At 57.9% G+C, this 23,789-nt stretch carries 23 protein-coding genes; 13 read left to right on the top strand and 10 right to left on the bottom strand.

The genetic code is table 11. The annotated features are described in order from the left end of the window. Window positions 1-160: 160 nt before the first annotated feature. The 6 genes from FHN83_RS22320 to clcB all read left to right on the top strand — a co-directional run bounded on the left by FHN83_RS22320 (window position 161) and on the right by clcB (window position 5,999). Window positions 161-904, top strand: coding sequence for a YoaK family protein (locus tag FHN83_RS22320; RefSeq protein ID WP_139564965.1), 744 nt, complete (start codon window positions 161-163; stop codon window positions 902-904). Window positions 905-1,163: 259 nt separating this feature from the next. Beyond that, window positions 1,164-1,874, top strand: coding sequence for an osmoprotectant ABC transporter permease OsmY (osmY, locus tag FHN83_RS22315; RefSeq protein WP_039029217.1), 711 nt, complete (start codon window positions 1,164-1,166; stop codon window positions 1,872-1,874). A gap of 18 nt (window positions 1,875-1,892) precedes the next feature. Next, entirely contained in the window at window positions 1,893-2,792 is a 900-nt protein-coding gene (osmX, locus tag FHN83_RS22310) for an osmoprotectant ABC transporter substrate-binding protein OsmX (RefSeq protein ID WP_039029216.1), read from the top strand. Window positions 2,793-2,801: 9 nt separating this feature from the next. Further along, window positions 2,802-3,449 (top strand): osmoprotectant ABC transporter permease OsmW, encoded by a 648-nt coding sequence (gene osmW, locus FHN83_RS22305; protein WP_039029215.1) that lies wholly within the window; start codon window positions 2,802-2,804, stop codon window positions 3,447-3,449. After that, window positions 3,449-4,597 carry an osmoprotectant ABC transporter ATP-binding protein OsmV gene (osmV, locus tag FHN83_RS22300; RefSeq protein WP_139564964.1) on the top strand — a complete coding sequence of 383 codons (1,149 nt, stop codon included), beginning with the start codon at window positions 3,449-3,451 and terminating at the stop codon, window positions 4,595-4,597. Before osmW ends, osmV begins: the two co-directional genes overlap by 1 nt. Before the next feature lie 91 nt (window positions 4,598-4,688). Beyond that, the gene (gene clcB / locus FHN83_RS22295; protein WP_139564963.1) at window positions 4,689-5,999 is read left to right on the top strand and encodes a voltage-gated ClC-type chloride channel ClcB; all 1,311 of its coding nucleotides are present in this window, start codon (window positions 4,689-4,691) and stop codon (window positions 5,997-5,999) included. On the opposite strand, the gene bioD is transcribed toward clcB, so the two are convergent. The 3 genes from bioD to FHN83_RS22280 form a co-directional block, all read right to left on the bottom strand. Beyond that, window positions 5,934-6,629: a dethiobiotin synthase gene (bioD, locus tag FHN83_RS22290; protein WP_139564962.1), complete on the bottom strand. Its 696-nt coding sequence runs from the start codon at window positions 6,627-6,629 to the stop codon at window positions 5,934-5,936. The genes clcB and bioD overlap by 66 nt on opposite strands. 126 nt (window positions 6,630-6,755) lie before the next feature. Next, the gene (gene mlc, locus FHN83_RS22285; RefSeq protein WP_139564961.1) at window positions 6,756-7,976 is read right to left on the bottom strand and encodes a sugar metabolism global transcriptional regulator Mlc; all 1,221 of its coding nucleotides are present in this window, start codon (window positions 7,974-7,976) and stop codon (window positions 6,756-6,758) included. A gap of 127 nt (window positions 7,977-8,103) precedes the next feature. Beyond that, window positions 8,104-9,003 carry a LysR family transcriptional regulator gene (locus tag FHN83_RS22280; RefSeq protein ID WP_139564960.1) on the bottom strand — a complete coding sequence of 300 codons (900 nt, stop codon included), beginning with the start codon at window positions 9,001-9,003 and terminating at the stop codon, window positions 8,104-8,106. A 122-nt stretch (window positions 9,004-9,125) separates the two neighbouring features. Here FHN83_RS22280 and FHN83_RS22275 point away from each other — a divergent pair, with 122 nt between their 5' ends. The 4 genes from FHN83_RS22275 to FHN83_RS22260 all read left to right on the top strand — a co-directional run bounded on the left by FHN83_RS22275 (window position 9,126) and on the right by FHN83_RS22260 (window position 13,642). Next, entirely contained in the window at window positions 9,126-10,379 is a 1,254-nt protein-coding gene (locus FHN83_RS22275) for an MFS transporter (RefSeq protein ID WP_139564959.1), read from the top strand. A gap of 208 nt (window positions 10,380-10,587) precedes the next feature. Beyond that, on the top strand, window positions 10,588-12,072 hold the full coding sequence (locus FHN83_RS22270) for a carboxypeptidase M32 (protein ID WP_139564958.1): 1,485 nt from the start codon (window positions 10,588-10,590) through the stop codon (window positions 12,070-12,072). 148 nt (window positions 12,073-12,220) lie between these two features. Further along, complete coding sequence (gene asr / locus FHN83_RS22265) at window positions 12,221-12,541, top strand: acid resistance repetitive basic protein Asr (RefSeq protein WP_039029207.1); 321 nt, start codon at window positions 12,221-12,223, stop codon at window positions 12,539-12,541. 279 nt (window positions 12,542-12,820) lie between these two features. Continuing rightward, window positions 12,821-13,642 (top strand): trypsin-like serine peptidase, encoded by an 822-nt coding sequence (locus FHN83_RS22260; protein ID WP_039029206.1) that lies wholly within the window; start codon window positions 12,821-12,823, stop codon window positions 13,640-13,642. Window position 13,643: 1 nt separating this feature from the next. Here FHN83_RS22260 and FHN83_RS22255 read toward each other — a convergent pair whose 3' ends face one another. From FHN83_RS22255 to FHN83_RS29030, 4 genes are all read right to left on the bottom strand, one after another. Continuing rightward, window positions 13,644-15,806 carry a bifunctional diguanylate cyclase/phosphodiesterase gene (locus FHN83_RS22255; protein WP_138368866.1) on the bottom strand — a complete coding sequence of 721 codons (2,163 nt, stop codon included), beginning with the start codon at window positions 15,804-15,806 and terminating at the stop codon, window positions 13,644-13,646. A gap of 86 nt (window positions 15,807-15,892) precedes the next feature. Then, window positions 15,893-16,222 carry a multidrug/spermidine efflux SMR transporter subunit MdtI gene (gene mdtI / locus FHN83_RS22250; protein ID WP_139564957.1) on the bottom strand — a complete coding sequence of 110 codons (330 nt, stop codon included), beginning with the start codon at window positions 16,220-16,222 and terminating at the stop codon, window positions 15,893-15,895. Then, window positions 16,209-16,571, bottom strand: coding sequence for a multidrug/spermidine efflux SMR transporter subunit MdtJ (gene mdtJ, locus FHN83_RS22245; protein ID WP_039029203.1), 363 nt, complete (start codon window positions 16,569-16,571; stop codon window positions 16,209-16,211). The genes mdtI and mdtJ overlap by 14 nt, the downstream gene beginning before the upstream one ends. A 114-nt stretch (window positions 16,572-16,685) precedes the next feature. Further along, the gene (locus tag FHN83_RS29030) at window positions 16,686-16,856 is read right to left on the bottom strand and encodes a hypothetical protein (protein WP_419146397.1); all 171 of its coding nucleotides are present in this window, start codon (window positions 16,854-16,856) and stop codon (window positions 16,686-16,688) included. 134 nt (window positions 16,857-16,990) lie between these two features. On the opposite strand from FHN83_RS29030, the gene FHN83_RS22240 reads away from it, so the two are divergent. Next, the gene (locus tag FHN83_RS22240; protein ID WP_139564956.1) at window positions 16,991-18,028 is read left to right on the top strand and encodes an AI-2E family transporter; all 1,038 of its coding nucleotides are present in this window, start codon (window positions 16,991-16,993) and stop codon (window positions 18,026-18,028) included. A gap of 3 nt (window positions 18,029-18,031) precedes the next feature. Here FHN83_RS22240 and FHN83_RS22235 read toward each other — a convergent pair whose 3' ends face one another. From FHN83_RS22235 to FHN83_RS22225, 3 genes are all read right to left on the bottom strand, one after another. Further along, entirely contained in the window at window positions 18,032-18,976 is a 945-nt protein-coding gene (locus FHN83_RS22235; RefSeq protein ID WP_139564955.1) for a zinc-dependent alcohol dehydrogenase family protein, read from the bottom strand. Between the two features lie 12 nt (window positions 18,977-18,988). Further along, the gene (gene smrA, locus FHN83_RS22230; RefSeq protein WP_138368863.1) at window positions 18,989-19,552 is read right to left on the bottom strand and encodes a DNA endonuclease SmrA; all 564 of its coding nucleotides are present in this window, start codon (window positions 19,550-19,552) and stop codon (window positions 18,989-18,991) included. Window positions 19,553-19,908: 356 nt separating this feature from the next. Then, a complete protein-coding gene (locus FHN83_RS22225; protein ID WP_139564954.1) occupies window positions 19,909-20,817 on the bottom strand; it encodes a LysR family transcriptional regulator in 909 nt (302 codons plus the stop codon). A gap of 174 nt (window positions 20,818-20,991) precedes the next feature. On the opposite strand from FHN83_RS22225, the gene FHN83_RS22220 reads away from it, so the two are divergent. Both FHN83_RS22220 and FHN83_RS22215 read left to right on the top strand, forming a co-directional pair. Beyond that, complete coding sequence (locus tag FHN83_RS22220) at window positions 20,992-22,302, top strand: M20 family metallo-hydrolase (protein WP_139564953.1); 1,311 nt, start codon at window positions 20,992-20,994, stop codon at window positions 22,300-22,302. Further along, a complete protein-coding gene (locus FHN83_RS22215) occupies window positions 22,302-23,747 on the top strand; it encodes a M20 family metallopeptidase (protein ID WP_139564952.1) in 1,446 nt (481 codons plus the stop codon). Before FHN83_RS22220 ends, FHN83_RS22215 begins: the two co-directional genes overlap by 1 nt. The last annotated feature ends 42 nt before the right edge of the window (window positions 23,748-23,789 follow it).

Here is a 23,789-nt window from a genome sequence, read left to right as displayed (position 1 = left end):
TCAGGAGATTAATAATCACTTTCTTACCAAGGTTATTTTAATTAATTACTAAATCCATACCCTCCGGTGCAGCTTTAATAATTAAGCACTATCCTGGACAACCCGGGAATTGCCTTTGCTAGCCTGATTATTCAGGCAAAGCTCAAACCGGAGGTATTCTTTGCTGATTAAACTGAAGAAAGAACGAACCCATCAGGAGGATCGTCGCCTTGCCCTCTGGCTGGCCACCTCCGCAGGATTGCTGAACGCCATTGCGCTGGGGGCATTTGGCTTCTTTCCTTCCCATATGACGGGCAACACTTCGCAATTTTCCAGCGAAGTCACCTCAACGGATCTGAACGATATTATTTTCTTTGCCACCATTATTCTGTCGTTTGTGACGGGCGCAATCATTGCGCGGATTATCGTTTTATGGGGCATTATTCAGAATGTGCGGCTGATTTTTTGTCAGGTTTTATTAATAGAGGGATTATTACTGGCCGGCGTCTCCCTGTATGAATTGTTTTTTCATACATTCACCACCAATCGTGAAATTATTGTTTTTCTCTGCGGCCTGATGGGGATCCATAATTCCACCTCCACTCAGCTCTCCGGCGGACGGGTACGATCCACCCACATCACCGGCACGTTAACCGACGCGGGTATTGCGCTGGCCTCCGTGGTGGTGGCGATGCTACGCCGGGATTACTCGAAAGATACGGCAGCTCAAAGAAGTCAGCTTAAAACCCATCTCACCACCCTTTTCTCTTTTATCAGCGGGGGAATTGCCGGGCTAATCCTGTTCAGGTGGTTTGGCTTTCATGCGATGCTGGCCCTGGGGCTCATGCTGTTTTTGGTGGCCGCCTTCTCCATCATCAGTACCTCGCTGCGGGTGCGAAAAGTTCGCGCTGCACTTGGCAAATAACAGTTACCGCCCTTTCGTTAAGTGACGTTGTCACTTAACGAAATCATCTTTAAGACTATTCTGCCCTCCCCCTGACCAGGCCTTACCCCATAAGGCTTAACTCCGGGTTTCCCCAAGTTTCATAGGGTTACGAATTTTCCCGCTTCGCTGGAACCCTTCCCGATCCCTTGCTATAGCTGAAATACCCCTGCCAAAACATGGCATAACAACAGGCAACCGGTGGTTGCTATAACGCATGCGCACAGGGAGACACACCGCAATGCACCCATTACTCAAACGTTCGCTGCTTTTTGTCGGCGCCATTATCGTGGTTGTCGCCCTCCTCGTCTGGGGGATTGGGCTCGAGACGATTAAAGCGCGCCAGGTCGATCTGGTCTATCTCGGGCAACAGCACCTGATTTTAGTCTTCTCATCGATGTTCTTCGCCCTGCTGGTCGGTATTCCCAGCGGTATTCTGCTGAGCCGCCCCGCTGCACGCGGTATCGCCGAATACGTGATGCAAATCTTTAACGTCGGCAACACCCTGCCTCCGCTGGCGGTTCTGGCGCTGGCGATGGTGGTGATTGGCATCGGCGATACGCCAGCCATTATCGCCCTGTTCCTCGCCTCGCTGCTGCCCATTGTGCGTAACACCTACGCCGGGCTGTGCTCGGTTCCGGCGTCGTTACTGGAAGCGGCAAACGGCATCGGGATGACCAAATGGCAGCGCCTGCGCCAGGTGGAACTGCCAAACGCCTGGCCGGTAATGCTCTCCGGGATCCGCATCGCCACCGCCATTAACGTGGGTACCGCACCGCTGGCCTTCCTGATTGGCGCCAGCAGCTACGGCGAGCTGATTTTCCCCGGCATTTATCTGAACGACTTCCCGACGCTGATCCTGGGCGCGGCGGCGACCGCCCTGTTTGCCCTGATCCTGGATACGCTGCTGGCGGCGCTGGGCCGTCTGATGAGCCCGCATATCGCGCGATAATTATAACAAGGAGCTTCTATGAGACTGTTTACCGGCCTGGCGGCGCTCTGTACCGCCGCGCTCTTTACCAGCCAGGCGCTTGCTGCGCCCCTGATCCTGGCGACCAAAAGTTTTACCGAGCAGCATATTCTTTCGGCCATGACCGTGCAGTATCTGCAGAAGAAAGGGTTTGAGGTTAAACCGCAGACCAACATCGCTACCGTTATCTCCCGTAACGCGATGATCAACAAGCAGATCGATATGACCTGGGAGTACACCGGCACGTCGCTGATCATCTTTAACCACATCAACAAACGCATGTCCCCGGAAGAGTCTTACGAGACGGTGAAACGCCTGGACGCGAAGCACGGCCTGGTGTGGCTCAAACCTGCCAACATGAACAACACCTACGCCTTTGCCATGCAGCGTAAGCGTGCCGAAGCGGAGCACATCAACACCATGTCGGAGCTGGTGGCGAAGATTGAGCAGGTGCGTAAAACCGATCCGGACAACAACTGGATGCTGGGCCTCGATCTCGAATTCTCCGGGCGCAGCGACGGCATGAAGCCGCTGCAGGCCGCCTATCAGATGGAGCTGGATCGCCCGCAGATCCGCCAGATGGATCCCGGTCTGGTCTATAACGCGGTACGCGACGGCTTTGTCGATGCGGGCCTTGTCTACACCACCGACGGGCGCGTAAAAGGCTTCGATCTGAAGGTGCTGGAAGATGATAAAGGCTTCTTCCCGAGCTACGCGGTGACTCCTGTGGTGCGTAAAGACACGCTGGAGGCTAATCCGGGCCTGGAAGAGGCGCTGAACACCCTCTCCGCCCAGCTCAATAACGACGTTATCACCGAACTGAATAAGAAAGTGGATATCGATCATCAGTCACCGCAGCAGGTCGCCCGTGATTTCCTGCGTAGCAAGCAGCTGCTGTAAGGAGGCGCTATGGAAACCGTTCACTACATCATTGATAACTGGGGCTATCTGTTAAGCCTGACGCTGCAACATCTGTGGCTGGTCGCGCTGGCCGTGGGCTTAGCCATTATTATCGGCGTGCCGCTCGGCATTCTGATTGTGCGTCACAAATGGCTGGCAACGCCGGTGCTGGGAATTGCCACCATCGTACTGACCATCCCGTCCATTGCCCTGTTCGGCCTGATGATCCCGCTCTTTTCGCTGATCGGTCAGGGTATTGGCGCCCTGCCCGCGATCACGGCAGTGTTCCTCTACTCGCTGCTGCCGATTGTGCGTAACACCCATACCGCGCTGGACAGCCTGCCGCCCGGTCTGCGCGAAGCGGGTCGCGGGATCGGCATGACCTTCTGGCAGCGCCTGCGCTGGGTAGAAATTCCAATGGCGCTGCCGGTAATTTTCGGCGGCATCCGCACCGCCGTGGTGATGAATATCGGCGTGATGGCCATTGCCGCCGTGATCGGCGCCGGCGGGCTGGGCCTGCTGCTGCTTAACGGCATTGGCGGAAGCGATATTCGTATGTTGATTGCGGGCGCGCTGATGATTTGTCTTTTAGCGATTGTGCTCGACTGGTTACTGCACCGTCTGCAGATCGTACTGACTCCAAAGGGGATTCGATAATGATAAAACTGGAAAACCTCACCAAACAATTTTCACAGAAGCACGGCCAGACTTTCAAGGCCGTCGACAATGTCAACCTGAACGTGCCTGAAGGTGAGATGTGCGTCCTGCTGGGCCCATCCGGCTGCGGTAAAACCACTACCCTGAAGATGATTAACCGGCTCATCACGCCGAGCAGCGGTACCATCCAGATTAACGGTCAGGACACCAATGACATGGATACCGTGACCCTGCGCCGCAACATCGGTTACGTGATCCAGCAGATTGGTCTGTTCCCGAACATGACCATCGAAGAGAACATCACCGTGGTTCCGCGCATGCTGGGCTGGGACAAAGCCCGGTGTAAAACCCGCGCCGAAGAGCTGATGGATATGGTGGCGATGGATCCGCATAAGTTCCTTAACCGCTATCCGCGCGAGATGTCCGGCGGCCAGCAGCAGCGTATCGGCGTTATCCGCGCGCTGGCGGCGGATCCTCCGGTCCTGCTGATGGATGAGCCTTTCGGTGCGGTGGACCCGATTAACCGTGAGGTGATCCAGAACCAGTTCCTCGAGATGCAGCGCAAGCTGAAAAAGACCGTGATGCTGGTGAGCCACGACATCGACGAAGCGCTAAAGCTGGGGGATCGTATCGCCGTCTTCCGCCAGGGGAAAATTGTCCAGTGCGCCAGCCCGGACGAACTGCTGGCGAAACCGGCCAACGAGTTTGTCGGCTCGTTTGTCGGCCAGGACCGTACCCTGAAGCGTCTGCTGCTGGTATCCGCAGGCGACGTCACGGATCAGCAGCCTACCCTGACCGTGCGCCCGGCCACACCGCTGACCGAGGCGTTTGGTATTATGGATGACAACGACATTCGCGCCGTCACCGTGGTGGATGAGAACGGCAAACCTCTGGGCTTCGTGAAGCGCCGCGAAGCGCGCAATGCCAGCGGCACCTGTGCCGATCTGCTGCATCCGTTCCGCATGACCGGTAAAGCCGAGGATAACCTGCGCGTGGTACTTTCGCGTTTGTATGAGAGCAACACCAGCTGGATGCCGATTGTCGATGAGGAAGGCCGCTACAACGGCGAAATTTCTCAGGACTATATCGCGGAATACTTAAGCTCCGGCCGCACGCGCCGGGCGCTGAATATTCACAGCGAAAGTTAATCCTGTGAGCCGGGCACTGCCCGGCTCTTCACATTGCTAACCCCGCGTTTTCCCGCCAGAATATTGTATCTTCCCTGTTTGTGCGTAACCCATGCATCGACTTCATGCTTACCCTGATATCCGGGCGATGTTTCGCCGGTTGCTGATTGCCAGCATCACCGGCGTGCTGGCGGCGCTGGCCGTGGCCCTGTTTCGTCATGCCCTGTATTTGCTCGAGTGGCTGTTTCTGAGTAACGACAGCGGCAGCCTGGTCAATGCCGCCAGCGGCCTTTCGCCCTGGCGACGCGCGCTGACGCCTGCTCTCGGCGGGCTGGCTGCCGGGCTGTTGCTCTGGGGATGGCAGCGGATGACCGCCCAGCGTCCGCATGCGCCCACCGACTATATGGAAGCGCTTGATACGGGCGACGGGCAGTTTGACTACGCCGCAAGCCTGGTGAAATCCCTGGCGTCGCTGCTGGTGGTCGCCAGCGGCAGCGCCATTGGCCGCGAAGGGGCGATGATCCTGCTGGCCGCCCTCGCCGCTTCCTTTTTCGCCCAACGCTTTACGCCTAAAACCGAATGGAAGCTGTGGATCGCCTGCGGGGCCGCCGCCGGGATGGCCAGCGCCTATCATGCCCCGTTAGCCGGCAGCCTGTTTATTGCCGAGATTCTGTTCGGCACGCTGATGCTGGCGTCGCTCGGCCCGGTGGTGATTGCCGCCGTGGTGGCGCTGCTCACCACCCGCCTGCTCAGCCCCGGCGCAAACACCCTGTACGAGGTGCATCTCAGCGAAACGCTGACCGCGGTGGATTATTCATTGATTGTGGGAATGGGATTGCTGGCGGGCCTCTGCGGCCCGGCGCTGATGTGGCTCATGACCTTCAGCCATTCCCTTTTCCTGCGCCTTAAGCTCTCTCCGCCGTGGCAGTTGGCGATGGGTGGGCTCATCGTCGGGCTGCTGTCGCTGCTGACGCCTAAGGTCTGGGGCAATGGCTACAGCGTTTTGCAGGGGTTCCTGCTCGCGCCGCCGCTGCTGTCTGTGATTGCGGGGGTATTCATCTGCAAGCTGCTGGCCGTTCTGGCCAGCAGCGGCTCTGGCGCGCCGGGCGGGGTATTCACCCCAACGCTGTTTGTCGGCATGGCAACCGGAATGCTCTTCGCCCAGCTGTTTATGCTGTGGCTGCCCGGTTCCGAAACGGCGATTTTGCTGGGACTTGCAGGAATGGCGACGCTGCTCTCCGCCACGACGCACGCGCCGATCATGTCGGCGCTGATGGTTTGTGAAATGACCGGGCAGTACTTCCTGCTGCCCGGTTTATTGATTGCCTGTGTGGTAGCGTCGGTGCTGTCGCGGACGTTACGCCACGACTCGATCTACGGAGAGCACGCTGCCGAAAGCCGAGAGGTCGATGTAGTGCGCTAGCTCGCGCTGTTCGGCGCGCGGCAGGTACGGCAGTTCACCCACCAGCGGAGCGGGCAGCTTTTTGCTCAGCACTTCAATAATTTCGGCATAGTGCGCCAGACCCGGATTGATGCGGTTCGCCACCCATCCCACCAGCGGCAGGCCGTCATTGGCGATGGCCTGCGCCGTCAGCAGGGCGTGGTTGATACAGCCTTCCTGAATGCCCACCACCATCAGCACCGGGAGTTGCTCCTGCACCACCCACTCTGATAACGGACGCAAATCATTCATCAGGCTGCGCCAGCCGCCGGTGCCTTCGACCACAACGTGATCGACCTTCTCGCTCAGGCTGGCAAGCCCGTTCGACAACAGGGTGTAATTCACCAGACCGCTGTGCGCCACGCTGCTCTCATCTTCGCTGAGGGCAATGGGGTTGATCGCGTGATAAGGCAGTTCTAAAGAGGAGACACTTTGCAGTACCAGCGCATCTTTATTGCGCAATCCTTCCGGCGTCTCTTTACTCCCTTTGGCTACCGGTTTGTACCCTGCAACACTCCTTCCGCTGGCCATCATGGCCTGCAGCAAGGCGCGGGACACCACCGTCTTGCCGACAGAGGTATCAGTACCCGTTACAAAGAAACGCTTAAGCATCACTTACTCCACCGTTATGCTCTGAAAATATAAATGAAGGTAATAATTCAGTGGAGGAAGTCTAAGGCATGCGCTATCTGACCGGTTTGAGATAGCGCAATTTTTGGTAAGACTGTAAAAAAACAGTTAACCCTGCAGCAGACGGATCAATAGTGAGCCGTTATACATCGCGTCTTTTACCAGCGCCGCCCCGGCCATCGTGCCCTGATTGGTGAACTGGGTGCTTTCCACCACGATGTGCTTGCTGTAGGCCGGTAACGACTGCTGGCGGATCGAGTCGGCGATCGCCGGGAAGAGAACGTCAGACGCCTGGCTCAGGGGCGAGCCAATCAGAATTTTTTGCGGGTTAAAGAGGTTAACCATGATGGCGATAATGCGCCCGACGTTTATGCCGACGCCGGTAATGATATCTTTTGCCAGCAGATCGCCCTGCTGCGCGGCCGCGCAAAGCGACTCCACCGTCAGGGGCTGGCCGTGCAGCGTCGAACTCATCGACTGGCCGAGCCTGAGCTGGGCCAGCTCCAGCACGCTGTCGACGCTGGCGATGGTCTCCAGGCAGCCGTGGTTACCGCAGTAACAGCGCTTGCCGTAGGGATCGACCTGAGTGTGGCCTATCTCCACCAGGCTGCTGCTGCCCGCGTGCAGCAGGCGGCCATCGGTGATCACCCCGGCCCCTACGTTGTGGTCGATCACCACCTGAATGACGTCGCGCGCGCCGCGAGAAGCACCGAACAGCGCCTCGGCCATGGTCCAGGCGCTGATGTCGTGCTGAATATAGACCGGCACGCCGGTGTGATTTTTCAGCACCTCGCCGAGCGGCATCTCTTTAACGTCTTCATAAAACGGCATGCGGTGCACGATGCCATTTTCGGTATCAATGATCCCCGGCATAGTAATGGCGATGGCGGTGAGACGTTCCAGCTTCTGCTGATGATCAATAAAAAACCGATCGATAAGGGCTGTGATCCGTACTTCCAGCGGTTCAGCAGCGACAAGTTCAAGCGGCAGCTTGTCCTCCACCACCAGTTTGCTGCTGAGGTCGCGCAGCGCAAGGTAGATTTCACCGCGGCTGATGCGTAATGAGAGGTAGTGCCAGGCCTCGGTTTCCACCACCAGCCCGACGGCCGGACGGCCACGGCTGCCCGGCTCCTGAATTTCTGTTTCCTGCACCAGATGCGCTTCGAGCATCTCACGCACAATTTTGGTAATACTGGCGGGTGCCAGTTGCGCAAGACGGGAAAGATCGATGCGCGAGACCGGCCCAAGCTGATCAATCAGGCGATAGACTGCGCCCGTATTGGTCTGCTTAATCTGATCTATATGCCCTGGCTGACTATCAGCAACCACCACGTACTCCCTTATTTTCGCGCTTCGAAATAAACTGTGGGCTATGGTGAAGCACTTCTACAGTAATCGTCAAATTTTTACTTAGCCTTGTGATTTACAGCACATTTTTACCCGCTTTTTTTGCCGGTCAGCGGCCTGATGAGGCGCTAATCAGTAGATCCTTAAACCGTTGTGCCGCTGCGCTCAGTTCATGATGCCGGGACCACACCAGCCACATCTCTGAAACCGCGTCCACTTCGGCAATCGCCACCCAGCGCATTTCATGTAGCTGAAGCCGCCTGAAGGAAGCCGGAAGGATCGACACGCCGAGCCCCGCCGCCACCAGGCCGATGATGGTCATCGCCTCGCCCACTTCCTGGGTAATGACCGGATTCACCCCATGGCGGCGCAACAATCCCAGGATATCGTCGTACAGGCCGGTGCCGACGTGGGGATCGAAAAAGACGAACGGCTCCTGCGCCAGTTCCGTCACGGAGATTTCAGGCTTTGCCGCCAGGCGATGGTCGCGATGGATCATCGCCAGCAGCGGTTCGCGCAGCACCCGTTGCCACGCCAGGGTGTCCGGCAACTGGGTATTGCGCATCAGGCCCAGATCGAGCGAACCTTCGTTCAACGGGACGATCTGCTCCCGGGTATTGATCTCCCGGGTCTGGATATGCACATCCGGCGACAGGCGGCGAAACGACGACAGGGTGTGCGAGATAGCGCTAATAAACGGCGCGGAGGAGGTAAACCCGATGCGCAGCTCGCCGGTTTCACCCTGGTGCAGGCGTTCTGCCCGGGCAGCCGCCTCGTCCACCATGCTCAGGATCTGGCGGCTGTCGGCGAGAAACTGACGCCCCGCCGCCGTCAGCCCGACGCTGCGATTAGTTCGGGCCAGAAGGCGGGCCCCAACCTGCTGCTCCAGGGCCTGGATCTGCTGGCTCAGCGGCGGTTGCGAAATATTAAGCCGCTGAGCCGCGCGACCAAAATGCAGTTCTTCGGCGACGGCAACAAAGTAGCGCAGATGACGCAGTTCGATATTCATATTTTTAACGTATCATTTGAGATTATTAATATATTAGACAGAATATTTACAATTTCCTACCCTGATCCCTGTGGTCATACCCGTCACCAGAAATCACGGGGATGTTGAAGCAAGGAACTTACGTGAGTCGTACAACAACGGCTGATATCGCCCCCAGCAATGATATCGATCTCTTACCGAACAAAGCCTTACCGGCACAGCGAATCAAACGCGGCACCCCGCAGTTTATGCGCGTCACCCTGGCGCTCTTCTCCGCCGGCCTTGCCACCTTCGCCCTGCTCTACTGCGTGCAGCCGATCCTGCCGGTGCTGTCCCAGGAGTTTGGCGTCTCCCCGGCCAGCAGCAGTATTTCACTGTCGATCTCCACCGGGATGCTGGCGGTCGGCCTGCTGTTTACCGGCCCGCTCTCGGACGCTATCGGGCGCAAACCGGTGATGGTCACCGCGCTGCTGCTGGCGTCGGTCTGTACCTTGCTGTCGACGATGATGACCAGCTGGCACGGGATTTTGATTATGCGCGCGCTGATCGGGCTCTCGCTTAGCGGCGTGGCGGCGGTGGGGATGACCTACCTCAGCGAGGAGATCCACCCCAGCTTCGTTGCTTTCTCCATGGGGCTCTACATCAGCGGGAACTCCATTGGCGGCATGAGCGGACGCCTGCTGAGCGGGGTCTTTACCGATTTCTTCAGCTGGCGGATAGCGCTGGCGGCGATCGGCTGTTTTGCGCTGGCTTCGGCGCTGATGTTCTGGAAAATCCTGCCGGAATCGCGTCATTTCCGCCCTACCGCACTGCGGCCAAAAACGCTGCTGATTAACTTCCGCCTGCACTGGCGCGATAAAGGGCTGCCCCTGCTGTTTCTCACCGGATTCCTGCTGATGGGCTCGTTTGTCACCCTGTTTAACTACATCGGCTACCGGTTGATGCTTTCGCCGTGGCATCTGAGCCAGGCGCTGGTCGGCCTGCTGTCGGTGGCTTACCTGACCGGGACCTGGAGCTCCCCGAAAGCCGGGGCGATGACCACCCGATTCGGGCGCGGCCCGGTGATGCTGGTCTCCACCGGCGTAATGCTGGCAGGCGTACTGATAACGCTGCTCTCCAGTTTGTGGCTGATTTTCGCCGGGATGCTGCTCTTCTCCGCCGGCTTCTTCGCCGCCCACTCGGTCGCCAGCAGCTGGATCGGCCCGCGCGCCCGCCGCGCAAAAGGCCAGGCCTCGTCGCTGTATCTGTTCAGCTACTATCTGGGCTCCAGCATCGCCGGGACGCTCGGCGGCGTGTTCTGGCACCAGTACGGCTGGAACGGCGTCGGCGGGTTTATTGCGCTGATGCTGTGTGCGGCATTGCTGGTGGGACGGAGCCTTCATCGTCGTTTGCACTGAGATTTTTTTCACTACATTATCACCGGACTGTAAATTCATTTATCGCAAACCGAGGTTTTCAAAGGTTAACAGCTCAAATGCCTGATGGCGCTACGCTTATCAGGCCTACAAAATCGATCTGCACGCTTGCAATAATGTTACGTGGCCTCGTGTTTCGCCCGACCTGATGGTACTTTTAGCTCTCAGTTGATGCAGACACGAGGTCTTAATGAAAAAGAATAACTATCAGCAACTCACCCGCACCTTCCAGCGCCTCTCCCGCTTCTCCCATCTCTCCGCCATCGCCAGCTGGGACATGTTCACCATGATGCCTGCAGGCGGTAGCGCCGCCCGGGGTGAAGCCCTGGCGGAACTGAGCGTGTTGCAGCATCAAATCCTGACCGACAAAAACGTAGCCGACTGGCTGCGTAACGCCGAAAGCGAAGATCTTAACGACGTTGAACAGGCCAACCTGCGGGAGATGGCTCGCCACTATCAGCAGGCGGCTTTGCTGCCGGAATCGTTGGTTGAGGCGAAATCCCTGGCGGGCAGTAAATGCGAGCATGCCTGGCGTACCCAGCGTCCGGCGAATGACTGGCAGGGTTTTTCCGCCAACCTGAAAGAGGTGGTGAAACTGAGCCGGGAAGAGGCTCGCCTGCGTGCCGGGGCGAAAGGCTGCACCCCGTACGATGCGCTGCTGGATATCTTCGAGCCGGACATGACCAGCGCCCGGCTGGACGATCTGTTTGGCGATCTCAAAACCTGGCTGCCGGATCTGCTGGCGCAGGTGGTCGAGAAGCAGGCGCAGCAGTCCTTCGTGCCGCCGCAGGGCCCGTTCCCTACCGCTATCCAGCGTGAGCTGGGGCTGGAGGCGATGAAGACCCTGGGGTTCGACTTTAACGCGGGCCGTCTGGACGTCAGCGCCCATCCGTTCTGCGGTGGCGTGCCGGAAGACGTGCGCATCACCACCCGTTACGACGAAGACGAACTGCTGAGCGCCCTGTTTGGCATGATCCACGAAACCGGCCACGCGCGCTATGAGCAGAACTTGCCGCGCAACTGGCTCGGTCAGCCCATCGCCCTGGCGCGTTCCACCGCCATCCACGAATCCCAGAGCCTGTTCTTTGAAATGCAGCTCGGGCGCAGCAAGGCCTTCCTTAACCACCTATTACCGGCGGTTCAGGAACGTTTCGGCAGCCAGGCGGCGTTCACCCCAGAGAATTTCGTCGCCTGGAACCAGCGGGTGAAGCCTGGCTATATCCGCGTCGATGCCGACGAGGTGAGCTATCCGGCGCACGTGGTGCTGCGCTACGAGATCGAGCGGGCGCTGATCAATGGCGATATCGAGGTGGAGGACATCCCGGCGCTGTGGGATGAGAAGATGCAGGCGTGGCTGGGGCTGTCGACAAAAGACAACTACCGCAACGGCTGTATGCAGGATATCCACTGGACCGACGGCGGCTTTGGCTATTTCCCGTCGTACACCCTGGGTGCCATGTACGCCGCTCAGCTGTTCAGTGCGGCAAAAAACGCGCTGCCGGGGCTGGACGCCTCCATCGCCGCCGGGGATTTCAGCGCCCTGTTCGACTGGCTGCGCCAGAACATCTGGCAGCACGGCAGCCGCTTCACCACCGCCCAGCTGATTGAGCAGGCGACCGGGGAAGATCTTAACAGCCGCTACTTCCGCGACCATCTGACCTCTCGCTATCTGTAACTCATCACGCCGGGCTTCTGCCCGGCGTTGTACATTAGGTTACACGCCGATACCAATCACTCACGGAAGCCCCGGATTTTCAGGGATATAGTTCTTTCAACGGCCCCGCAGTGGGGTTAAATGAAAAAACCAATTCGAGGGTAAGATGATGAAAAAAGTATTAGCTCTGGTTGTTGCCGCTGCTATGGGTCTCTCTTCTGCTGCATTCGCTGCTGACACTGTCGCGAAAACCGCTGCACCAGCTGCGACCGCAACCACCACCGCGGCACCGGCTGCCAAAACTGTGCACCACAAAAAACACAAGAAAGCCGCTGTGCAGAAAGCGCAGGCTGCTAAAAAGCACCACAAAAAAGCCGTGAAGAAAGAAGACGCAGCGCCGGTTGCCCAGAAAGCCCAGGCAGCTAAAAAACACCATAAAAAAGCAGTAAAACACGAAGCAGCCGCTCCAGCTGCTAAACCGGCTGCATAAGCCACTTAACCTACCGTGCCCCTGGCGGGTACGTTAGTCATCCGGCGCTGAACCGGCAAGGTGTCAGCGCCGTTTTTTTATCCGGAGGGCGTTATGTTGCAGCGCTATCGGTTTGAGGTGATTCTCATCACGCTTATTTTATGCGCACTTGTTGCAGGTGTGTTTTATATTTCCTGAGTGTAGCACGCTGATTTTACTCCCACTTTCGCGCTGTCCCGTCTATAGTTAATTACCAGGGTTCATATTTAATAATCATAATTATTCCCTTCAGAGTGTGATATGCGTAAATCTGTTGTGATTGTACTGGGAACGTTTTTTCTCTTTTCTGGGTTAAGTCATGCGGACAATGGCGACGACGAGGCCGCGAACGCAAAAGAGGTACAAACGCTGTTTTTTGGGCATGACGATCGCACGCGTGTCGCTGACCCCTCCCGCGCGCCGTGGGATGCCATTGGCCAGCTGGAAACGGCCAGCGGAAACCTCTGCACTGCAACCCTCATTACTCCTCAGCTGGCGCTGACCGCCGGACACTGCCTGCTGGTGCCGCCAAAAGGCAAACCCGATACCGCCGTTGCCCTGCGCTTCGTATCGCAAAAAGGGAGCTGGCGCTACGAAATCCACGGCATTGAAGGCCGGGTTGATGCCTCGTTAGGCCGACGGTTAAAGGCCGACGGCGATGGCTGGATCGTGCCGCCTTCTGCCGCGTCGTGGGATTTTGGTCTGGTGGTGTTGCGCAATCCGCCGTCGGGCATTACCCCGCTGCCGCTGTTTGCCGGTACCAAAGAAGAGCTGACCGCTGCCCTGAAACAGGCCGATCGCAAGGTGAGCCAGGCGGGATATCCGGAAGATCATCTGGATGTGCTCTATACCCATCAGGACTGCATCGTCACCGGCTGGGCACAAAACAGCGTGCTGTCCCATCAGTGCGACACCCTGCCAGGCGACAGCGGTTCACCGCTGATGCTGAAAACCGCTGCGGGCTGGCAGCTTATCGGCGTTCAGAGCTCGGCACCGGCGGCGAAAGATCGCTGGCGGGCCGATAACCGCGCCCTGTCAGTCACCGGCTTTCGTGACAAGCTGGCCGAACTGGCCCAGCAGTAACTCAGCACTGGCGCTGCTGGCGTAGCGCCATAATCGCCTCTATCGGCATTGGCTGGCTGTACCAGTAACCCTGGAGCTGATCGCAGCCCGCCAGCCGCAGCAGCTTCATCTGTTTTTCGTTCTCCACCCCTTCAGCCACCACCGTCATCCCCAGCGCGCTGGCAATGCGCACCGTGCCGCTCACCAGCGCCGAGGCCTGCTCGTCGTGATCCACCAGCCCGGCCAGCGACTTATCGATCTTGATGGTATTGAAGTTAAAGCGGCGTAGATAGCCGATGCTGGAGTAGCCGGTGCCGAAGTCGTCCAGCGCCACCGCAATGCCCTGCGCCTTGAGATTGTTGATGGCCGAGCGGGCCCGCTCCGGGTTCTCCAGCACGTAGGTTTCGGTCACTTCCAGCTGCAGGCGGGTTGCCGGAAAACGGCTGAGCGCCAGCGCCCCCTCCACTTTGGCTTCAAACTCGGGGTCGCGAAACTGCGCCGGGGAGATATTGACCGACAGCTTCAGATCCCTGTACGGCTCCAGATCCTGGCAGGCCCGGCTGAGGACAAACTGCCCCAGACCGTAAATCAGCCCGCTGGTTTCGGCGATGGTAATAAATTCATCCGGTGCCAGCGGCCCTTCCGGTCGCCGCGGCCAGCGCACCAGCGCCTCCACGCTGACCATTTTCTGGCTGCGGGCATCGATGATCGGCTGATACCAGACATCAAACTCGTTATGCTCCAGGCCATGGCGGATCTGCTCTTCAATCGCCAGCCGCCTCTCGCGCTCGTTGTTCAGCTCGACGTCATAGTGCGTAACCCGTCCCTTGCCGGTGATTTTGGAGTGGTACATGGCGATATCGGCGCGGCGGAACAGCTCGGTGCTGGTGCAGTCCACCAGCGTGTCGCTGGCGATGCCGATACTGGCGCCTATGTGGATCGAACGCTCACCGACGGTAATCGGTGAGTGAAGGTAATCTAGAACAAAGCCTGCAAACGCCGAGGCCAGCGCTTCGGCGTTGTCGCCGCCGATGGTCATGGCGAACTCATCCCCGCCCATCCGGGCCAGCATTCCGTCTTTGGGAACATTGTCGCGCAGCGCGCCTGCGATGGTGACAATCAGCTCGTCGCCCACCTCATGGCCATGGATATCATTGACGTCCTTAAAGCCGTCGAGATCGATAAACACCACGCTTTTGCGATCGGTATCGCCGCGCTGGCTCACCCGCTCCAGCTCTTCAATCAGCGCCCGGCGGTTGGGCAAATGGCTGAGCCAGTCGGTGCGCGCCACCGATCTTGCCAGCGTCTCACCGCGCGCCAGTTTATACAGCCCCACGCAGCTGAAAAGGATAAAAAGTAATATCAGCGCCGCCGTGAGCAGCACGATTTGGGTGATATCGAGGGAGGCCGCTTTCGCCGCAGCCGCCCCCGGCAGGCGCGGTTGCCACGAGAGATACCCCAGCACTTCCCCGGATGAGCTATTCAGCGGCACGCTGACGTCGCTAGCCCGCTCCGGCGTAAAGGTCAGGTTGTCGATCTGAAAGGTATTCCCGAGGTCGCGCAGGATTTGCGGGTTAATATGACGGGTGATAACCAGATAGCGGCGGGTATTATCTCCCGCCCTCAAACTGCCGATCGTCGGGCGGATCAGCCCCACGCCAACAAAAGCGATACCCGCCCGGGTGCGGGTGATCCCGGCGTAGATGTTTTTATCCGATCGCAGGGAGTTGGTATGCATCAGGATCAGCGACTTTAAGCCGTCGCCAAAGAAATCGAGATTTTTCTCCGCGAAAGGCTGGCTTTTGAACGATCCCCACAGCACCTGGAATCGCTCATCGAGCACAAAGGTGCCGTCATAGAGGTTATTCACCTTGTAGCCCGCGCCCCAGGTGTTGTAGAGCCAGTCGATGTCGAGCGCCGGGCGATAGGCTTCACGCACCGCGTCATCCCAGACGGCATTATCAATCACCAGCGACCAGACCCGGTTTACCGAGGTCTGTACCGCGCCCTGCACCGAGAGCGCCGTGCGCTGTTCGTCGATTTCGTTGGCTTTACTGCTGATGAGGTTGAGGGAGAGGTACAACAAGGCGACAACAGAGAAAATTAAGCCGACCCCTGCCATGAAGATCATAACAAACAAGGTCCTGGCAGAAGGAATTTTACGCCAGCTTAATGGGTTATACATGCATTGGCCGTCCTGTTTTATGCCCTCAGTTTAAGCGTAATACAGGACATGGATTTCGCTGCCTGTAATGACAGGCAGCGACGTTATCAGGCCAGTTTTATCATGATCATTCCGGCGAGCAGCAGAAGCAGCCCCATCCACCCTTTATGATTCAGTCGTTGACCAAACAGGATCCAGCCCGCAGCAAGCGTGGCCGCAATACCAAACCCGCCCCACAGGGCATAGGCAACCGACAGATCAATGCCTTTTACCGCCTGCGACAGGGCGCTGAACGCGCCGAGTACCGCGGCAATGGAGAGCAGACCATAGATTTTGCGGCGAAAACCGTCGGAAAACTTCAGCAAAACGTTGGCGGCAATCTCCAGCACGATAGCTAAACCTAACCAGGCAGCATGCACCCACTCAAACTGTTGCATGGGACACCTCCCCGCGTGGTTTCGCCGGTTTGCGGGTTCCGGATTTGATTAATATTATTCCCGCCACCAGCGTCGTCAGACCGGCAATTTTCATTGCGGAAAGCGACTCATCAAACAGCATAACGCTGAACAGGGTAATTAAGAGAATACCAATGCCTTCCCATAACGCGTACGCCACGCCCAGTGCGATTTTTTTAACCGCAAAACTGAGGAAAATATAGGACAGCGCAATCATCGACAGCATTAAAATATAGCCGCTGTGGCTGCCCGTGACGCTGGCCCATTTCATGGAAAGTGTGCCGGTTATTTCAGCGACAATAGCAAGGGCTAAGAGGATCCAGTAAAACATGTTTTTCTCCTGCTTGAGAATATAATCCTTCGCGGCTCGCCATTAGCGGCAGCCGGGTAAAAAAATACAACAGATTGGCCGGGCGCGATGCGCCAGCTCAGGCAGAGAGAGGGTCTACAGCGCGTTGCGCCAGTGTTGCTCGCCAGAAAGCAGGCAAAAAGAGGAGTACAGAGCGGAACTGAGATTTGATAAAACGATGCTGAACAAATTGTCCATAAAATTACAATTATCTGCGGTGTTGCTTCTCGTCAGTGCAGATGAAAATTGTCTCCGGTAGTTAAACACAGCTGATTTTTACCATAAGCCAGGATTTTACTCAAAGCCTTTTCATTTCTTTACCCTCGCCGTTTGCGTTTGGTTAATTTATTAAAGGCGCTGCGCCGTTAGAATATATAAAAAGGACAGTATCAGGAGCCAGCATGGCAAAACCCATTATTACCCTCAACGGATTAAAAATAGTCATCATGCTTGGCATGCTGGTGATTGTCCTGACCGGGATCCGTTTTGCGGCGGATATTATCGTACCCTTTATCCTGGCGCTGTTTATCGCGGTGATACTTCAGCCCGTTGTACGGCGTCTGATGCGCCTGCGCCTGCCGCGGGTGCTGGCTATCACCCTGCCGATCGTACTTATCGTGGTGCTGATGGCGTTACTGGTGGCCTATCTTGGCACCTCGCTGAATGAGCTGGCCCGCACCCTGCCGCACTATCGCACCTCGCTTGCCGTGCCGCTGCTGCATCTGGAGCCCTGGCTGCAGCGGGCCGGGATTGAAGTGTCGATGGAAGAGCTGCTGAAGTACATCGATCCCAATGCCGCCATGACCCTCGTGACCGCCCTGCTGTCACAGCTCTCCAGCGCCATGACCTCCATCTTTTTACTGCTGCTGACGGTGGTGTTTATGCTGCTGGAGGTGCCGCAGCTGCCGGCGAAGCTCCAGCCCATGATGACCCGACCGGTGGAAGGGATGGCCGCCATTCAGCGTGCTCTGGACAGCGTCTCGCACTATCTGGTGCTGAAAACCGCCATCAGTCTGGTGACCGGGCTGGTGGTATGGGGAATGCTGACGGCGCTGGAGGTGCGGTTTGCCTTTGTCTGGGCGCTGCTGGCCTTTGCGCTGAACTATGTCCCCAACATCGGTTCGGTGCTGGCCGCCATCCCGCCCATTGCCCAGGTGCTGGTGTTCAGCGGCTTTTACTCTGCGCTGGTGCTGCTGGCCGGCTATCTGTTGGTGAACCTGATCTTCGGCAACATTCTTGAACCCCGTCTGATGGGACGCGGGCTGGGCCTCTCCACGCTGGTGGTCTTTTTGTCGCTGATATTCTGGGGCTGGCTGCTGGGGCCGGTGGGGATGCTACTCTCGGTGCCCCTGACCATTATCGCCAAAATTGCGCTGGAGCAGACCGAAGGCGGTAAAAGCATTGCCCTGCTGCTCAGTGATATGAGCCAGTCCCGTTAAGGATTATTCAAACGCCAGCACCGGCTTGTAGGTACGCCCCGCCTGCCGGTAGTGGGCCAGTGCCGACTGCCAGTCGGTGAACGGCAGTAACCTGGCGTCACTGTACTGGCTGGCGGCCAGCAATGGCCAGATTTCACGGAACGCCGCCTGCCACGCCTGCGGATTCAGGGCCTCGAAGTGGTTACGGATATGGAACCAGTGCATGGGCGGGAAGTGACGTTGTAACGTAAAGGACTGACCGGAGAGCAACCCGTAGCAGATAAAGGCTGCGCGTTTGTCCATCGCACCCAGAATGGTCTGCGCAAGCTCGCCGCCGGTGGCGTCGAAGGCCAGATCGCTGGTCGCCGCGATGGCGCGAACGCTGTCGATGTCCTGCTGGGCGACGGCCGTAATCCCCATCCCCCGCAGTCGCTCCGCGTGGATCGCCGAACGATGAATGCCGTACACCGCCGTTGCTCCCTGCCGTAGCGCCCATTGCCCGAGCAAAATGCCGCAGTCCGAACCGGCGGCGGTCAGCAGCACCTGTTTGCCCTGCACGGGGTAGAGGCTGAGCATCAGCCAGGCCGCCATCGGGTTGATAAACGCTCGCGCCGCCAGCGGTGTGGCAACGATATCGGGCACCGGGATCGCCATAGATGCCGGGCAATCCACGTACTGCTGCCAGGTGCCTTCCCCACGCAGGGGCAAAACCCGTTGACCGAGAAGAGAGGCGGCGCTGTCCGGGGCAGCGATCACGCGGCCTACGCCTTCGTATCCGGCGATGGCCGGTAAGGTAATGCGATGGCGGTAGGCGCCGGTAATGGGGATCAGATCGGAGGCGTTGACCGGGGTCATCAGCATCTGCACCCGAAGATCGCCCGGTTGCAGCGGGGCTTTTATCGCGGTCTCCTGCTGCAGGACAGACTCAGGCTCACCAAACTGGCGGTAGCATAATGCGGTGTTTTCCATGGACATTATGTTTTAGCGGCTGCGTTTGGCGTGGCGCTCAAAGTTTTCCTGTTTCGCCTCGCCGGATTTACGCAACGCTACGTAACAGGCACCGCTGCCGCCGTGGTGCGGCTGGGCAACGCAAAACGCCTGCACCGCGTCGAACTCCGTCAGCCAGCGCGCCAGATAGCTGCGCACGATGTTGGCGTGGGAATTATCGTCGCGCCCTTTACCGTGAATGATGATCAGGTTACGCAGGCCGTCGCGCTCCGCCTGGCGGATAAAGGTAAACAGCTGCTGGCGGCACTGCTCAACGGGCTGGCGCAGCAGGGTCAGGCTCGCCTGGCGCGGATACTTGCCCGAGCGCAGCTTGTCGGTAACGCCCTGCTGCACCCCTTCGCGCTGGAAAGCCAGCGGCTCGGCCAGGGGGATCACGTCCAGAAAACCGGTGGTCAGAAAGTTATCGAGCTGGCTGGTATCCACAGGCTGGCGGGTGCGCGTAGTACGGGCGGGTTGCCAGTGGACATCAGTGCAGCGCTTAAGAGGCTGGACCTCTTCCATCGCATCAAGAAAAAGCGATTTATCGTCTGGGTTCATGGCATCCTCCTGCTTAGCTGGCAGGCTACTATACCTGCGCCCAACTCCCGGCTCAATGCGGTGTTGTCCTGCCGGACGGGTTCCTGCTCATCATTTAAAAAAGAATTATAGATAAAGTTAACGCAATTAATATTTAATCGGTCCTTAAGATTATTTTTATGAATGTTTAACTTTATGACTTACATTAAACTTTTTAAAACCAGGCGCTTTCTTATCTGTATTATCGTCAGGAAATGTTATATATAAAGGTATCTGCACTAAGGAAACAATAAGCAGAGTCGCATGTGGAGCAATGCTGTGTGTACTGTGGGGTCTGTTGGATGTCGACAGGCTCCATTTTTTTATCCTTAATTTGATTAAGAAATAACCTGTCGGGCGTGACGTCTGAATTGTGTGATTAATGACGCGGTTAACGGTGTCTGACGGGAATCCCTTCTTTGTATAAGGTAATAGGTTGCTTTGGGTAACGGCTCTTTTACCGGGATCATCACCAGACGGTGCGCCAGAAGCGGGTCGCAGCCCAGCTCCTGCGGCAGAATGCTGAGAAAATCGCTTTGCGCTATCAGACTGATACTTGACGAAAAGGTTTCACATACCACGCCAATATGCGGGATCTGCTCCCGGTGGGAAAACATCTCTTCCAGCTGCTTATAATAACTGCCGCGCGGGGTTGGCATCGTCCAGCTATATTTCAGTAACTCATTAATGGATTTAGCGCCAATGGCCGGATGCCCTTCCCGACAAAATATCGCAAAGGGTTTCTCAAACAATTTTTCGAACGTGAATTCATGATCGTAAGGCCCCTGATAATAAGTATTAATCGTGAAATCGAGTTCGCCCTGGCGTAATTCATTTATCATCGAAACTAATTGTCCTTCCATTATGCGCACCTTGACCTGCGGGTGCTGCTGATGGAAGCGGGTAATGACGGCAGGCATTAACATGCGGGCGATACTGGCCCCCATACCGATATTAATCTGCCCGGCCTGCTGGCCCTGCCGCTGACGAATATCATCCTGCGCGTTGCGTAGCTCCTCGAGGATCAGGCTGGCATGTTGGTAAAAGCTCTCGCCGCACTCGGTGAGGGTCACCCCTTTACTGCGCCGGACAAACAGCTGCGCCGAGATCCCCTCCTCCAGCTCTTTAATGGATTTGGTTAACGCCGGTTGCGACAGGCTCAATACCCGGCTGGCACCCCGAATGCTTCCCTGCTTTGCCACTTCCACAAACGCCCGCAGCTGATGAAATTTTACCTGAAATGTCATGTCCGCACCGATAACCGTTGTTTATCAGAGAAAAGAAACTGTCATCTACTGTAATGGAAATGAATGTGCGAGGGTAAGCCACGAAAGGTTAAATCTGTGAAAAAACGGTTAGTGATAAGTAAAAACTATCACAGTGTGAAGCAGTTCACATATTCTTATGATACAGGAATCGATATGCATAATCTGGCGCAGCATCTGAAGGCCCTCTTCCCGCAACTCACCGCCTGGCGGCGCGATTTCCACCTTTATGCCGAATCCGGATGGGTGGAATTCCGCACTGCGGCAAAGGTCGCCGAGGTGCTTGACCAGCTGGGCTACGACCTGGCGATGGGGCGCGATGTGGTCGATGCCGACAGCCGTATGGGCCTGCCTGACGATGCCACCCTCGCAGCCGCCTTTGCCCGCGCCCGTCAGCAGGGCGCGCCTGAAAAATGGCTCGGCGCGTTTGAAGGCGGCTTTACCGGAATTGTCGCCACGCTGGACACTGGCCGTCCGGGGCCAACGCTGGCGTTTCGCGTGGACATGGACGCGCTGGATCTGGATGAAGCCCGTGACAATGACCATTTTCCCTTCCGGGAGGGGTTTGCCTCCTGTAACGACGGCATGATGCACGCCTGCGCCCACGACGGTCACACCACCATCGGTCTTGGACTGGCGCATCTGCTGATGCAGTACCGGGAGCAACTGAACGGCACCATCAAACTTATTTTCCAGCCTGCCGAAGAGGGCACCCGCGGCGCGCGGGCGATGGTTGCGGCAGGCGCGCTCGATGGCGTGGACTACTTCACCGCTATCCATATCGGCACCGGCGTGCCTGCGGGCACCGTGATCTGCGGCAGCGATAACTTTATGGCCACCACCAAATTCGACGTCCGCTTTACCGGCGTGGCGGCGCACGCTGGCGGCAAACCTGAAGAGGGACGTAATGCCCTGCTGGCTGCCGCCCAGGCCGCCATCGGCCTGCACAGTATCGCCCCGCACAGCGAAGGGGCTTCCCGGGTGAACGTCGGCGTGATGCAGGCGGGCAGCGGCCGTAACGTTGTGCCTGCCAGCGCCCTGCTGAAGGTAGAGACCCGCGGCGAGAGCGAAGCCATTAACAGCTATGTGTTCGAGCGCGCGAAAGCGGTGATTGAGGGCGCGGCAGCGATGCACGGCGTCAGTCATGAGCTGCGCCTGATGGGTGCGGCTACCTCAAGCCAGCCGTCCCCGGCGTGGGTAAGCTACTTACGCGAACAGGCGGCGCAGGTTCCCGGCGTGGAGCAGGCCATCGACAAGGTGAAAGCCCCGGCCGGCTCTGAAGACGCCACCTTAATGATGGCGCGGGTTCAGCAAAACGGCGGGCTCGCCTCCTATATGGTGTTCGGCACCACCCTCAGCGCCGGGCATCACAACGAAAAATTCGACTTTGACGAGACGGTGATGCTCATCGCCATCGAAACCCTGGCGCGTACCGCGCTTAACTTCCCGTGGACGCGAGGTGTGTAATGCAGACCATTTACCGTTTTGTTGAGGATGCCATCGACACCCGCGCGCAGCAGTTTATCGCCATTGCCGATGAGATCTGGGATCACCCGGAAACCCGTTTTGAAGAGTTCTGGTCTGCCGAACGGCTGGCCGGTGCCCTGGAAGAGGCAGGTTTTAAACTTACACGTCAGGCTGGTGGCATACCGAACGCCTTTATGGCCAGTTACGGCGAAGGGAAACCGGTTATCGCCCTGCTCGGGGAGTACGACGCCCTTGCGGGATTAAGCCAGCAGGCGCACTGCGCCGCACCGCAAAGCGACACGCCGGGGGCCAACGGCCACGGCTGCGGGCATAACCTGCTCGGCACTGCCGCCCTCGCGGGCGCCGTGGCGGTGAAAAGCTGGCTGGAGCAGCACGGAGGGAGCGGCACCGTGCGCTTTTACGGCTGTCCGGGGGAAGAAGGCGGCTCGGGTAAAACCTTTATGGTGCGCGAGGGGCTGTTCGATGACGTGGACGCCGCCGTCACCTGGCATCCCGAAGCCTTCGCCGGCATGTTTAACGTCAGTACCTTAGCCAACATCCAGGTCGCCTGGCGTTTTCACGGCACCGCGGCCCATGCGGCGAACTCCCCGCATCTGGGGCGTAGCGCGCTGGATGCCGTCACGCTGATGACCACCGGCACCAATTTCCTCAATGAACACATCATTGAAAAAGCCCGGGTTCATTACGCCATCACCGACACCGGGGGGATCTCGCCGAACGTGGTCCAGGCCCAGGCGGAAGTGCTGTATCTGATCCGCGCCCCGGAGATGGCCGACGCGCAGCAGATCTATGAGCGTATCGAAAAAATTGCCCAGGGCGCGGCAATGATGACCGAAACTACCGTGGAACGACGCTTTGAAAAAGCCTGTTCCAGCTACCTGCCTAACCGCACGCTGGAAGCGGCCATGTACAGCGCCGTGCAGCATTACGGCACCCCGGCATGGAACGATGAGGAACGCGCCTTCGCCGGGGAGATCCGCGCCACGCTGAGCGACAACGATCTGCAAAACAGCCTGAAAAACATTGCCGCAACCGGGGGTGAAGAAGGAAAACAGTTTGCCCGCCGCCACCAGCAGACCCTGCTGATTGACGAAGTGGCGCCTTACGCCATCACCGATAACGTGCTGGCTGGCTCTACCGACGTGGGCGATGTCAGCTGGAAAATGCCGGTGGCCCAGTGCTTCAGCCCCTGCTTTACCGTGGGCACGCCGCTGCATACCTGGCAACTGGTGGCGCAGGGCCGCACCTCCATCGCCCATAAAGGCATGCTGCACGCAGGTAAAGTGATGGGCGCCACCGTCCTGAATCTGCTACAGGATCCGGCGCTGCTGGCCGCCTGCCGGGAGGAGTTTACCCGGCAACTCAATGACAAACCGTATCACTGCCCGATCCCAGAAAACGTGACACCGTCACCTTTAAAATAATAAAACAACACAACAACATAACAACACAACACTCCCGAGGAA

The sequence above is a fragment of the Leclercia adecarboxylata genome (assembly GCF_006171285.1).
GTDB classification, from domain to species: domain Bacteria; phylum Pseudomonadota; class Gammaproteobacteria; order Enterobacterales; family Enterobacteriaceae; genus Enterobacter; species Enterobacter barmai.
This window is presented reverse-complemented; position numbering and strand designations above follow the sequence as displayed.